At 53.0% G+C, this 13,265-nt stretch carries 10 protein-coding genes and 1 other annotated feature; of the genes, 6 read left to right on the forward strand and 4 right to left on the reverse strand.

What is annotated here, in order from left to right:
* Nucleotides 1-86: 86 nt before the first annotated feature.
* From RW092_RS20820 to RW092_RS20835, 4 genes are all read left to right on the forward strand, one after another.
* Entirely contained in the window at nucleotides 87-530 is a 444-nt protein-coding gene (locus RW092_RS20820; protein WP_016311581.1) for a hypothetical protein, read from the forward strand.
* A gap of 122 nt (nucleotides 531-652) precedes the next feature.
* Nucleotides 653-994 (forward strand): bacillithiol system redox-active protein YtxJ, encoded by a 342-nt coding sequence (gene ytxJ, locus RW092_RS20825; protein WP_016311582.1) that lies wholly within the window; start codon nucleotides 653-655, stop codon nucleotides 992-994.
* A gap of 113 nt (nucleotides 995-1,107) precedes the next feature.
* A complete protein-coding gene (gene ccpA, locus RW092_RS20830) occupies nucleotides 1,108-2,112 on the forward strand; it encodes a catabolite control protein A (protein ID WP_016311583.1) in 1,005 nt (334 codons plus the stop codon).
* 160 nt (nucleotides 2,113-2,272) lie between these two features.
* On the forward strand, nucleotides 2,273-2,992 hold the full coding sequence (locus tag RW092_RS20835; protein ID WP_316011182.1) for a 5'-methylthioadenosine/adenosylhomocysteine nucleosidase: 720 nt from the start codon (nucleotides 2,273-2,275) through the stop codon (nucleotides 2,990-2,992).
* A 37-nt stretch (nucleotides 2,993-3,029) separates the two neighbouring features.
* On the opposite strand, the gene RW092_RS20840 is transcribed toward RW092_RS20835, so the two are convergent.
* A complete protein-coding gene (locus RW092_RS20840) occupies nucleotides 3,030-4,208 on the reverse strand; it encodes an acetoin utilization protein AcuC (protein ID WP_085170777.1) in 1,179 nt (392 codons plus the stop codon).
* 28 nt (nucleotides 4,209-4,236) lie between these two features.
* Complete coding sequence (locus RW092_RS20845; protein WP_085170776.1) at nucleotides 4,237-4,869, reverse strand: GNAT family N-acetyltransferase; 633 nt, start codon at nucleotides 4,867-4,869, stop codon at nucleotides 4,237-4,239.
* A gap of 313 nt (nucleotides 4,870-5,182) precedes the next feature.
* Here RW092_RS20845 and acsA point away from each other — a divergent pair, with 313 nt between their 5' ends.
* Complete coding sequence (acsA, locus tag RW092_RS20850) at nucleotides 5,183-6,907, forward strand: acetate--CoA ligase (RefSeq protein ID WP_085278641.1); 1,725 nt, start codon at nucleotides 5,183-5,185, stop codon at nucleotides 6,905-6,907.
* A gap of 469 nt (nucleotides 6,908-7,376) precedes the next feature.
* Here acsA and RW092_RS20855 read toward each other — a convergent pair whose 3' ends face one another.
* A complete protein-coding gene (locus RW092_RS20855) occupies nucleotides 7,377-10,496 on the reverse strand; it encodes a transglycosylase domain-containing protein (protein ID WP_316011183.1) in 3,120 nt (1,039 codons plus the stop codon).
* 171 nt (nucleotides 10,497-10,667) lie between these two features.
* Nucleotides 10,668-10,937, forward strand: a binding site (T-box leader).
* 68 nt (nucleotides 10,938-11,005) lie between these two features.
* On the opposite strand from RW092_RS20855, the gene tyrS reads away from it, so the two are divergent.
* Nucleotides 11,006-12,259, forward strand: coding sequence for a tyrosine--tRNA ligase (gene tyrS / locus RW092_RS20860; RefSeq protein ID WP_316011184.1), 1,254 nt, complete (start codon nucleotides 11,006-11,008; stop codon nucleotides 12,257-12,259).
* A gap of 114 nt (nucleotides 12,260-12,373) precedes the next feature.
* On the opposite strand, the gene rpsD is transcribed toward tyrS, so the two are convergent.
* Complete coding sequence (gene rpsD, locus RW092_RS20865; protein ID WP_016311592.1) at nucleotides 12,374-12,973, reverse strand: 30S ribosomal protein S4; 600 nt, start codon at nucleotides 12,971-12,973, stop codon at nucleotides 12,374-12,376.
* Nucleotides 12,974-13,265: the final 292 nt, after the last annotated feature.

The raw sequence follows: 13,265 nt of genomic DNA on the forward strand, positions 1-13,265 counted from the left end.
AGCGGAGGCTCCGATACAAGAGACTTACTTATACTAGCAATATCAGTCGGAACAAAAAAAGCAGAGGACTAAGATGAGGTGGTACTGTGCGTAAGCACTGTCAGTGCGGGAAAATGATGAACCTGGGCTTCAGGCTGGTCATTTTTGAAGGAATCTATGAAATCGACCGTGTTCCAATTTACGAGTGCGAAGATTGCGACTTCTACGAAGTGCTTCCGGAGGTGAAGTCGGATTTGACGGACCTGCTGGCTGAGCTCAAGAAGGAGGCGCCGAGCGGCCGCATTTATTTTACCGAGCGGAACGAGCTGGCAGACTTGATCTTCAGCATTTATCGTCAATGGGACGGAGCGGATTACGAATCCTTTGAAAATCTGTTGGAGCAGCAATGTGAGGAACGAATCAACATGCTATTGGACCTGTACGGCGGGGCCAAGAACTTAGGCGATCTGGATTGGATGAATGAAATCTCCAAACGTCTATCCCAATTGTCTAAATTTGTAAAGAATCGACAACTTTCCAAGGCTAATTGACGATTTTACTCGATTTTTGCAAATCATTTGTAAATAAAAGTTGTATTTTCATTTCTCTTTTTGTTAAGATATCAACAGAACATCTGGAGATTCTTATTCGATCAAAAAGGGGATGAGACGTCATGTCCAAATGGATGAGAATACAATCGATCCAAGAGCTGAACGATGCTTTGGAACGCTCCGCAAGCCAGCCGTTGTTGCTATTCAAGCACAGTACCCGCTGCCCGATCAGTGCCGGGGCACATATGGAAGCGGAGGCTTATTTAAACGGAACTCCGCGGGAAGACGTTACATACGGGCTGATTTACGTTATCGAGAACCGAGACGTATCGAATGAGGCAGCCGAGCGGCTTGGCGTCAAGCATGAATCCCCGCAAGCGATCCTGATTAAGGATGGACAAGCCGCCTGGCATACGTCCCATTCTAAGATCACGAAGTCGACTTTAGAGGAGATTTTACGCTAAGTGAAGCGTTAACATTGCATTAAGTAGTATTTTGTCGTATCATAAATTTAATTGAAGCTCTGGATCTTTACCGGATGAATGAGTGAAAATCTATTGGCAATGGAGAGAAGAATGTGACGGTTACCATTTATGATGTGGCACGTGAAGCAGGCGTCTCGATGGCCACGGTTTCCCGGGTTGTCAATAACAATCCGAACGTGAAACCGCAGACCCGGAAAAAGGTTTACGAAGCGATAGAACGGTTAGGCTACCGGCCCAACGCTGTAGCCAGGGGGCTTGCCAGCAAGAAGACCACCACTGTAGGTGTGGTTATCCCCGATATTTCGAATTCGATTTTTGCGGAAATCGCTCGGGGCATCGAAGATATTGCGAACATGTATCACTATAACATTATTTTGTGTAATGCCGACAAACGGAAAGAGAAGGAGATCCGCGTCATCAACACCTTGCTCGAGAAGCAAGTGGACGGGCTCCTGTTCATGGGCGGAACCGTAACGGAGGAGCATATTCAAGCGTTCCAGACGTCTGCGGTACCAATCGTGCTGTGCGCAACGAGCGACGAGAACGGCCAATATCCATCCGTGGATATTGATCACGAAGCCGCTGCATTTGACGCCGTCAGCACACTGGTTCGCCATGGACACCGCGAAATCGCGATGATCAGCGGAACGTTGCAGGATCCGGCGAACGGCTATGCCAGATTCCAAGGGTACAAGCGTGCGCTGGAAACCGCAGGCATTCAGTACCAGGAGGACCTGGTGCGGATCGGCAACTACCGTTATGAATCCGGCGTGGAAGCAATGAAGTATTTCCTGGGGCTGAAGAAACGGCCGACAGCGATTTTCGCCGCAACGGATGAAATGGCGATTGGCGCCATCCACAGCATTCAGGACGAAGGCTTGAAGGTGCCGGACGATTTCTCGATCATCAGTGTGGATAACATCCGCATGGCTTCGATGGTACGTCCTCAGCTGACAACGGTCGCTCAACCGATGTATGATCTCGGTGCGGTAGCGATGCGTTTGCTGACGAAGCTGATGAAGAAGGAAACGGTTGAGAACCCTCGGGTCATTCTGCCGCACGAGACGATCTTGCGCTTGTCTGTTAGCCACCTGTAAGGCTATTGTTGCGATTGACGTTTCGGCTTAGAGAGATAAGTAACACATAGATATATATGAAAAAGGTTAACAACGGACAAAAAGCTCCTTGCATAAGGAGCTTTTTTGAGCATTTTGAGCGATTTTTGGTGAATCGGAGGATCGGAGGGAGGATTGAACCATGTACAAAACCATTGGCCTGATGGGGGCCATGGATGAAGAGATCGCGTTACTGCTCGACAAGGTGGAGCACCAGGAGGCGGTTGACGTGGCTGGAACGCGGTTCGTCAAGGGCGTGCTCCATGGGCAGAATGTAGTCGTGTGTAAATCCGGCGTCGGCAAAGTGAACGCGGCAGCTACAACACAAGCCCTGATCGACCGCTTTGGCGCGGATACGATCTGGTTTACCGGGGTGGCGGGAGCAGTGCATCCTGAGCTGAATGTAGGCGACATCGTCATCTCGTCAACTTGCCAGCAGCACGATATGGACGCGCGGCCGCTAGGTTTTGCGCGCGGAATCACGCCGTACCAGGATGTCTCTGACTTTCCGGCTGAATCTGGACTCATCCGCTTGGCCGAGCAAGCCTGTGCCCGTCAGTGTACAGACCATCAATATCGGGTTGGCCGGGTGCTGTCCGGTGATCAGTTTATTGCGAATCGGGAGTTTGTCAGCTCGGTGCTGTACGGGGAACTGAACGGTGCTTGCGTGGAAATGGAAGGGGCGGCGCTCGCCCAGGTGTGTCATCGGAACGGGGTTCCGTTTATTGTACTCCGCTCTATTTCGGATAAGGCGGACGGTTCGGCAGACGTAAATTTTGCTGAGTTTACGGTATTGGCGGCCCAGCGTTCGTTCGCCATTCTCAACGATATGGTCCAGCATGTGGAGGAGCTGAATAAATAAAAACTCAGGTGGGGTTTGAGCAGGCCCCACCTGAGCTTTAGGGATAATCCTGTAAAGCGACCGCGAGACTCTCGCGGTTTTTTGCTGTAATTTCCGCCCGGCGGGGAATGCCCTCCCAGTGGGATAGATCATCAAGCCAAGCCGCAGGAAGCTGGAACGGGGTCTGCGGCTGCCAGCGGTTGATCCAGGCTTGCGGCAGTGGGAGTAGCGGGCTCTGGCGCAGGGAAGCGATTAAGGGGTGATCGCTCATCTCCAGCCATAGCAAGCTCCACGCCCGCGGGACGACTCGCCAGAAATCGTAACCGCCGCCGCCCATCGCCACCCAGCGGCCCTCGCAATACGTATGGGCCAGCTCGTGCAGGATCGCCGGCATATCGCGATAGATCGCCATGCTGCAGTGCATATGCGATAGCGGATCCAGCGCATGGGCGTCGCAGCCGTGCAGACTGACGATCACATCCGGCTGAAAATGCGCGGTTAAGCGCCGAATTGACTCCTCGAAGCATTCCATCCAAGAGGCATCCTCCGTATAAGGCTGGAGCGGCAGATTCATACAAGCGCCGTAGCCTTGATGCTCGCCGCGTTCCGGAAGGAAGCCGGTACCTGGGAATAAGTATTTTCCGGTCTCGTGGATGGAATAGGTGCAAACATCGGGGTCTGAATAGAAGCTCCACTGTACCCCATCCCCGTGATGGACGTCCGTGTCAACGTACAGAACGCGTGCGCCATACTTTCGACGGGCATAGTCAATGGCCACTGCGGCATCGTTGTAGACACAGAAGCCGGCGGCTTTCGCCGACAGGGCGTGATGCAGGCCGCCGCCGAGATGCAGGGCGTGGGTGGTGGAACCGGACAGCACGGCTTCTACAGCCGTAATCGTTCCTCCAACGACCCAGGCAGCCGCTTCATGCATGCCGGGAAAATACGGCGTATCCTCGTCCAATAGTCCGAACTGCTCGCCGCGCGTGATCCAGTCCGCCTCGGGATTCGGGCGGCTCAGCTGTTTCACTGCTTCAACATACGCCGGCTGATGGATCCATAGCAGTTCCTCGTCGGTTGCCGGGCGCGACAGGTGCATTTGCTGCGGCGTCAGTGCGCCCAGCTCCTGCAGCAAGTCCATCGTCAGTTCCAGCCGGATCGGATGGAACGGATGGCTGTCGTGAAACCGGTAGTTCATCGCCTGTTCATGGTGGACAAATAAAGCGCTTCCAGGCATGGATTCATCACGCCTTCCTTTTGAACTATCAGTACATAAAACGCTGCTGAAAACGAATCCGGTCAAACTGCTCCTCGGACGACAAAGGAACCTCCTTGCCGATCCGCACCATCAGGCAGTTGGCCGGATGGGAGCAAATTTCCGGGTCGTCAGTGGCATACCAGACCATGTCGACCGTCTTCATCAGACGCTCCATCATGCTGCGGTATTCCCATACGGAAAGCCCGCTCTTTTTCAAATCCCAGTGCCAATAATATTCGGTCGTAAAGACGATGTACTTCTCCATCTGCTCGTCTTCGAATGCAGTGCGGATCATGGTCGATCCGATTCCGAGCGACCGATAGTCATCGGCCACTTCGATCGCCCCCAGCTCGATGAGGTCAGGCATATTGCCCTGAGACCACCTCTCCATCTCGTCGGGATAGTGAAAGGTGACGTATCCTACGATGGTTGAATCCTCCCGGGCCAGGATGATCCGTCCCTCTGGAAGTCCGGCAATTTCCACCAGCGCAGCATGTTGATCGGCAGGCTTGCGGAAGGCGTCCAGGTCGGGATGCATGGTTAAGGTTTGAAGATGGGAAGGGGATACGGGTCCTTCCACAACAATTTCACGTTGCTGATGGGGCAGGGTGTGGCGGATATACGTTTTTTTATGTTCCATGGAACCGCCTCCTTTGCTCGTTCCCCTCACTTATAACAGAAAAAAGAAAAAATGAAAAGTGTAGCCTGTGTGTAAAAACGTGTGCTATAATGTTCTCCGACATAAAATTTTCACATTTTCAATCCGCTCGTGTGATCGTTGTCCTCGTAAATCGCCTCAGTTGTTTAAGTTCTGTCGTTGCTTTTTCGATCAAAACGGATGCCCACACCCATGAAGCTGAAACAAAGCTTTCAACTTACGTTGCTATGTATCCGTTTTCATAAACTTTGATCTATTGCTTGGAGATTTCCAAAGATTAAGGGAGGATGAAACGATGAGTCAACTGCAAGGGGAAGTCATTTCATCGGGCGTTCCGTCGTCCAATATGGGCAACTACGAAGAGGCGTATAAGAACTTTAAGTGGGAGGATGTCGAGAAGAAGTTCTCCTGGTACGTCACTGGCAAAGTGAACATGGCTTACGAGGCGATCGACCGCCATGTCGATGCGGGCAAGGGCTCGCGCACGGCGCTGTTATTCAGTGATCCGACGCGTGAGGAGTCGTACACGTACGAGGACATGCAGGGGCTGACCAACCGGTTTGCCAATGTGCTGCGCAAATACGGAATCACCAAGGGAGATCGGGTCTTCGTCTTTATGCCGCGGACGCCGGAGCTCTATGTGAGTGTATTGGGTACACTGAAGGTTGGTGCGGTGGTTGGGCCGTTGTTTGAGGCGTTTATGGAAACGGCGGTTAAGGATCGTCTGGAGGACAGCGGTGCGGTTGCGTTGGTCACGACGCCGGCATTGCTGCCGCGGGTGAAGCGCGAAGAGCTGCCAACGCTGCGGACGATCATCGTTGTAGGCGACGATGTGAAGGCCGGGGACGGTATCGTTGATTATAAGGCGGAGATGGAAGCCGCATCCCCTGAGGCTGAGATCGAGTGGGTGAACCGCGAAGATGGCCTGATTTTGCATTATACATCGGGTTCAACTGGCAAACCCAAAGGGGTTTACCATGTGCATAATGCCATGATTCAGCATTATCATACTGGCCATGTCGTGCTGGACCTGAAGGAAGACGACATTTATTGGTGTACGGCGGACCCGGGATGGGTAACCGGCACATCTTATGGGATTTTTGCCCCGTGGCTGCATGGGGCGACCAACGTCGTGCGCGGCGGTCGCTTCAGCCCGGCGGATTGGTACGAAACGATTCAGAAGTACAAAGTCACTGTGTGGTATAGCGCGCCTACGGCATTCCGGATGCTGATGGGAGCTGGACAGGATATCATTAAGCAATATGATCTGTCGTCGCTGCGCCATGTGTTGTCGGTGGGTGAGCCGCTAAATCCAGAGGTTGTTCGTTGGGGGATGAAGGTGTATAACCGCCGCATCCATGACACCTGGTGGATGACGGAAACGGGCGGCCAGCTCATCTGTAACTACCCGTCGATGCCGATCAAACCGGGATCGATGGGCAGACCGGTGCCTGGCATTCAAGCGGCGATTATTGACGATAACGGGAAGGAGCTGCCGCCGTACCGGATGGGGAACCTGGCGATTCGCACCCCGTGGCCGTCGGTGATGCGACTGATTTGGAACAACGCGCCGAAGTACGAGGAGTATTTCCGCATCCCGGGCTGGTACATTTCCGGCGATACGGCCTATATGGACGAGGACGGATACTTCTGGTTCCAGGGTCGGATCGACGACGTGATCAACTCCTCCGGCGAACGGATTGGTCCGTTTGAGGTCGAGAGCAAGCTTGTCGAGCATCCGGCTGTTGCAGAAGCAGGGGTGATCGGGAAGCCGGATCCGGTGCGTGGAGAGATCATCAAGGCGTTTATTTCGCTGCGCGAGGGCTTTACACCATCCGAGGAGCTGAAGGCGGAAATCGCCAAGTTCGTCAAGGAAGGGCTGTCCGCCCACGCCGCTCCGCGTGAAATCGAATTCAAAGACAAACTGCCGAAGACCCGCTCCGGCAAAATCATGCGCCGCGTGCTCAAAGCCTGGGAGCTCAACCTCCCAGCCGGCGATTTGTCGACGATTGAGGATTAAGTTTGTATTCGAAAAGTCCCTTCAAGCTGAGGCTTGAGGGGACTTTTTTGGGTTGGGTGCGGGGAATGGGATCGGCCGTTAGGTTTGGGAGCGGGTTGAGTCTGGACTGAATTGGACTGGTCTTGTCTGGCCCGGGCTCGGTTTGGCTTGAACTGGTCTAGTCCGGTTCGGTCTGGTCCGGTCCGGGAGCACACCCTCTTCCGCCAAAACGGAATTCTATATGAAAAATCAAGTATATTCTCAGGAATCCGGCGAATTTAACCAATTCTATATGAAATTTCATATAGAATCACCCTCCTGAAGCCCAAAACTTGAGATTCTATATGAAAAATCGAGTATATTGCCGCCAAACGGGGGGATGCCACCAAATATACTCGAAAAATCATATATATTTCAACGGACAACGGAGTTCTGGCTGAAAACTAATCCCACACAAAAAAGCAGCAGGCACACACCTGCTGCTTTTTCGCTATTTACTATACTGCACCGGCGCCGACGGCGGGGATTCACCCAGCACGTTGACGGCGGTGACTTGGATCCAGACGGAGCTGGAGTCGGTCTTGAACGAGAAGTGCGGGTCCGAGGTGGAGCCGACCTTCGTGTAGGTGCCGCCTTGGGCATCGGACACGTAGACGTTGTAGCTCGTCACCAGGTCAAGCGGACCGTTCGCATCCCAGCTCACCGTGAATCCCCGGTCGTCCTGCTTCACGCTCACGTTAGCTGGCGATGAAGGTAACGGACCGTTGTTCCCATTGTCTCCAATGATACCACCGTCGCTGCCGCCTGGCATTTCACCATGCGTATTCGGCGTCGAGCCGTCGCCCGGGAATACACCGCCGCCAAAAACGTTGACGATCACGCTTGGCGCCGATTCCTTGCCGGCCACATCAACGGCCGTGACGTAGTACGCGGTGGTGAAGCCCACGGATCGATCGTCAGTAATCACCGCCGGATCTCCAACCAGCGCGGCTTTCCCAGTATACTGGAACGTCACGCCGTCATCCGCGCGATACAAACGGTAACCGACGACGTCTTTTTCCGTATTTTCATTAAACGTGATCGTCGCTGCTCCACTGCCTGCAGACAAGGCAACATTCGCCGGAGGCGCTGGTGCCTGACCATCGTCGACACGAGGATCTGGCTTGTAAGGCGCATCTTCCCCGGCATCCTTCGGCAAGTAGAAGCTCAGCGGTTTGTGACTGCCGGACATTCCGGCGAACGCCTGCTCCAGTTGTTCCTTGAGCACTTCGATCGGCGTCTCGCGCTTCACGACAACTTTCTCACGAAGCATATCCGAAGGCGTTGTTTCGAGCGGCACGTAGTTGATGCCTTCGTATGTCACGTACTTGGCGCGAATCAATACGTCGTCCGGTTCGGTTGGCACATATTTCGCATTAAAAATATCCGTAACCAGCTTCCCGGCCTGTTGGGTCAACTGGGTAGGCAACTTCCCGCTGTAGCCGGAAACTGTCTTCTTCACGATGCCGTCCGGCTTCGTGAACGCTTCGGTCGCAAACAATTCCGGTCTGCTATCGGTAACCTCGTTCATCACGAGCGCCCATATTTTGCGCGCCCGGGATTTGCCGGCCTCCGACAGCGTGTTCACCGGTTCGCGATACCCGATCCATACGCCCAGCGTGACGTCCGGCGAGTAACCCATGAACCAGACGTCGGCATAGTTTTGTGTGGTTCCGGTCTTGCCGACAACCGGAATTTTGCCATATTTCTTGAAGTCGCTCTTGATCGATTTGCCGGTGCCGTCCGTGATAACGGTGCGAAGCATATCGGTCATCAGGTAAGCCGTTTGCTCGGAGAAGACTCGCTCCGGCTTCACCTCATGTTTGTAGACGATGTTGCCTTTCGCATCGGTAATCTTTTCGATCATATATGCGTCGGTAAACTGCCCCCCGTTAGCGATCGAACTGTACGCATTGGTCAGTTCTTCAACGGTGACGCCATATTTCAAGCCGCCAAGTACACCGGTTTGCGCATGGTAATCCTCTTCTTCCAATGTGGTGATGCCCAGCTTCTTGGCAAAGTCCCACGCTTTGTCGATGCCCACGATATTGTTGAACACCTTAAGCGCTGGGATATTCCGCGATTCATTCAAAGCGGTCCGCGCAGTCACCAACCCTTTATAGCCGCCGCTCGAGTTGACCGGGATGTGGAAGCCTTTTTGGTAGTCCTTCAAAATAATCGGCGAATCATCAATGATCGATGCGGGCTGAACTAACCCTTCTTCAAGCGCCGGTAAATAAGCGGCGATCGGCTTCATCGTAGAGCCGGGCTGCCGTTTCATTTGCGTTGCATAGTTCATTTGCTCCGTATAGAAGTCGCGGCCTTCGATCATGCCAAGGATCGCGCCGGTCTTGTTATCGATCATCATCGAGGCGACCTGCTCCAGCCCCTTCTTCTCACTGTACGGAGAGAAATTGTCCGCGTTCTCCGATACCTTGTGCATAGCGTTGTAGACCTTCTTGTCGATGGTCGTGTACACCCGGTATCCCCCGGTCAGCAACTCCTGCCGAGCTTCCTCGAGGATGGCGGAGTTGGCGGCAATCTCTTCTTTGGTCATCTCCGGATTGTTGAGCATCGCCAGGACAATGGCGCCTTGACGTTCCGTCTCCAGCATCAGATACGGGAACGTGTCATACGCCTTCTTCGTTGGCTTGGCCAGCGATCCTTTGATATCGAAGGCCATCGCTTCATCGTATTGCGCTTGCGTGATTTTGTTCTCCTCAAGCATACGTTGCAGCACCAGCTGCTGGCGTTTGATCGCCCGCCCGAACGCCTCCTCGTTAAATTCCCCTTTGCCGTTAAAAGCGGAATAGGTGGAGGGAAGCTGAGGCAGACCCGCCAAATAGGCCGCTTGGGCGATATTCAAATCCGACAGATTGCTGACGTTGAAGAGCCCTTTGGCCGCGGCTTTGATGCCGTAAACCTGGTACCCGTTCGAACCGTTGCCGAAGGGAACCTTATTCAAATAAGCTGTAATGATTTCTTCTTTGGATAAAAAACGCTCCAGCCGAAGCGCCAGCAGCATTTCCTTAACCTTCCGGTCTTCGGTCTTATCCAGGTTCAGGAACACGCGCCGCGCCAGCTGCTGAGTCAGCGTACTGCCGCCGGTCTGCACGTCCTCTTTGAGCACCCGCTGCTTCACCGCCCGCAACGTCCCCTTAAAGTCGATCCCGATATGTTCTTCAAAGTGATTGTCCTCGATAGCGATTACAGCATCGATCACTATTTGCGGGATTTCTTTATAAGTGACAGGACGGCGGTCCTCTTCCGATCGCAGCTGGCCGATCGGCTGGCCGTCACGGAAATAGGCGAAGCCGGTCATTTCATTATGATTGATTTTTGCTTCAATGTCGGCACGCGACCGCACCGGATCGTCCTTTACGATGGAGGATACGTATCCGAATACGGCTCCACCGGCAAACAGAGCGCCGGCAAATCCAAACAGAACGAGCCAACCCACAATCGCCCAGGCTAATCTGCCTTTTTTGCGCTTCCGGGCGGGTTTTGCGGTTTTTTCGCTCCGGTTATTGCGCCGCAGCTTGCCGGAGTTTTTGTCGTTCTCATGATCCATGCATGATCCTCCTTTATAAACAGCAACATTATAGCATAAAAAAGGGGATTTGGATGTTTTTTCAGCGTATTTTGGCGTGTTACGAAGCCGACTTCCTGCTTATGACCTAGCTTTCGTAGATTTGACTTGAGGAATGCATCTATGTTATATAATATTTTAAATTGCAAATCGACAAAGGCTTAGAAAGACTCAGTAGAAGGCGGATTCCCGCTGCTCAGAGAATCGGTGGTTGCTGCGAACCGATGAGCGGATCGCTTTTGAATTACCGTCTGGAGCCGTCCGGGGGAACGCGCGTCAAAGATGCGCCAGTAGTCCGGTACCGGGATATCCCGTTATGTGAATGAAGTGAAAACCGTCATCGGTTCGTCTGGCAATTCGCTGCAGGATCCGCAAGCGGTTTTAATTAGGGTGGTAACGCGAGTGCTCCTTCTCGTCCCTTCGGATGAGAAGGAGCTTTTTTGCGTTTAGATTTCTAAGCAGGTCTAATGAATATGGAGGTAAGAAGAGCAATGAAATGGGAAGAATTAAGCGCGGCCCAGCAGGCCGAGGTGGAACGCCAGCTTCAGGTAATTTCCCGCGGTGTCGTGGAGATCGTGCCGGAGGATGAATTGAAGCAAAAAGTCATCAAGTCGGTAGTGACCGGCAAGCCGCTGAAAGTGAAACTGGGGTTGGACCCTTCCGCGCCGGACATTCATATCGGCCATACGGTGGTGATGCAGAAGCTGCGGCAGTTTCAGGAGCTAGGCCATCAGGTGCAGTTGATCATCGGTGATTTTACGGGACGGATCGGCGACCCGACCGGTAAATCGGAAACCCGCAAGCAACTGACAGAAGAGGATGTTCAGCGGAATGCGGAAACGTACCGCCAGCAAATTTTTAAAATTTTGGACCCGAGCAAAACGCAAGTGAACTTTAACTCAGAGTGGCTTGCACCCATGACGTTCGCCGACGTTGTGAAGCTGTCTGCAAAGGTAACCGTGGCACGTATGCTGGAACGCGACGATTTTACGAAGCGGTATACAAGCGGTCAGCCGATCAGCATCCATGAGTTTTTCTACCCGCTGATGCAAGGCATGGATTCGGTGGCGCTGGAGAGCGATATCGAGCTGGGGGGAACGGACCAGAAGTTTAACCTGCTCATGGGCCGGACGCTGCAGAAGGAATATGGCAAAGACACGCAAGTAGCCATCATGACTCCAATCATCGAAGGCTTGGACGGCGTGCAGAAGATGAGTAAGAGCCTTGGCAACTACATCGGCATTGATGAAGCGCCAAACGAAATCTACGGTAAAGCGATGTCTGTGCCGGACGAGCTGATGACGAAGTACTTTGAGTTGGTGACTGACCTGTCTCTCGAAGAATTGGCAGAGCTAATCGAAGGCCTTAAATCGGGGGCGGTGCATCCACGTGATGCCAAGATGAAATTGGCTCATACGCTTGTCCGGATGTACCATGGTCAGGGAGCCGCCGATGCGGCGCAAGAGCATTTCGTCACCGTGTTCCAGCAACGGGCGCTGCCGGAAGATATTGAAGAGAAAGAGATTCCTGCCGCTGAGCTGGACAATGGCAAAATCCGTCTGATCAAGCTGCTGACGCTGCTTGGGTTCGCCGCCTCCAACGGGGAAGCGAGACGCAGCATTCAGCAGGGGGCAGTGAAGCTGAACGAAGAGAAGATCAGCGATCCGAACGCGGAAGTGGAGCTGTCGGGCGGAGAGATCATCCAGGTCGGCAAACGCAAATTCGCGAAGTTGTCGATAAAATAACAGGAATCAAAGGTCGGGACGAGAATTCACTTCGTTCCGGCCTTTTTTCATATCTTGGCGCACAAAAAAACCGACCCAAGTTGAGAACAACTTGGGTCGGTTTGCTTCCGAATCTTAACGGTTGTAGAACTCGACGATTTGCTTCTCGTCGATGTCTTGCGACAGCTCGGAACGTTCTGGCAAACGGATGTATTTGCCTTCCAGCGTCGTGTCGTTGAATTCCAGGTAAGCTGGAAGATGTGTGCGGTTCTCCAGAGCTTCCTTCACGGAAGAGAGACCGCGGCTTCTTTCACGAAGGCCGATAACGTCGCCAACGTTAACGCGGTAAGAAGCGATGTCTACTTTCTTGCCGTTAACCGTTACGTGACCGTGGGATACGAGCTGACGTGCACCTGCACGAGAGTTCGCGAAGCCCAGACGGTAAACCAGGTTGTCCAAACGGCTTTCAAGCAAGATCATGAACGTTTCGCCCGCGATACCAGGCATGTGCTGCGCTTTCTCGAACAGGGTGCGGAATTGCTTCTCACCCAAACCGTACATGTGGCGCAGTTTTTGCTTCTCGAGCAATTGTGCTCCGTAGTTACTTACTTTTCTACGTTGGTTAGGACCGTGTTGCCCCGGAGGGAACGGACGCTTCAAATCTTTGCCAGTGCCGCTCAAGGAAATGCCAAGACGGCGGCTGAGTTTAAATTTAGGACCAGTGTAACGTGCCATTGTATAGGTAGACTCCTTTGTTAGTTAAATTTCGTCTAGGGTTCTACTTGCGCGGGTTTTGTTTGGTTGAGCGAAGGATAGATAATGATACGCTCCCTGACAGGAAAGTTCAGCCGCTGTCCCGTCAGCAACAAAAACCGAGAGGGTGCTCGCATGCGTTACGCCCTAAGTAAGACTCTATCCAGTCTTCATCAACAATATATATTATATGAATTGGGGTTATAAAGTCAATAAGTGCGCGATCACTCAGTTAAAATGTTACTAAAGAGGCATCGGTTCACTCACATCGAAA

The sequence above is a fragment of the Paenibacillus sp. 3LSP genome (assembly GCF_032465655.1).
Lineage (GTDB): Bacteria > Bacillota > Bacilli > Paenibacillales > Paenibacillaceae > Fontibacillus > Fontibacillus barengoltzii.

Bases quoted from the DNA above. Each gene is read 5' to 3' on its own strand.
- ytxJ (WP_016311582.1), top strand. From the start codon at position 653: ATGTCCAAATGGATGAGAATACAATCGATCCAAGAGCTGAACGATGCT.
- RW092_RS20835 (WP_316011182.1), top strand. From the start codon at position 2,273: ATGTACAAAACCATTGGCCTGATGGGGGCCATGGATGAAGAGATCGCG.
- RW092_RS20840 (WP_085170777.1), bottom strand. From the start codon at position 4,208: ATGCCTGGAAGCGCTTTATTTGTCCACCATGAACAGGCGATGAACTAC.
- RW092_RS20845 (WP_085170776.1), bottom strand. From the start codon at position 4,869: ATGGAACATAAAAAAACGTATATCCGCCACACCCTGCCCCATCAGCAA.
- acsA (WP_085278641.1), top strand. From the start codon at position 5,183: ATGAGTCAACTGCAAGGGGAAGTCATTTCATCGGGCGTTCCGTCGTCC.
- RW092_RS20855 (WP_316011183.1), bottom strand. From the start codon at position 10,496: ATGGATCATGAGAACGACAAAAACTCCGGCAAGCTGCGGCGCAATAAC.
- tyrS (WP_316011184.1), top strand. From the start codon at position 11,006: ATGAAATGGGAAGAATTAAGCGCGGCCCAGCAGGCCGAGGTGGAACGC.
- rpsD (WP_016311592.1), bottom strand. From the start codon at position 12,973: ATGGCACGTTACACTGGTCCTAAATTTAAACTCAGCCGCCGTCTTGGC.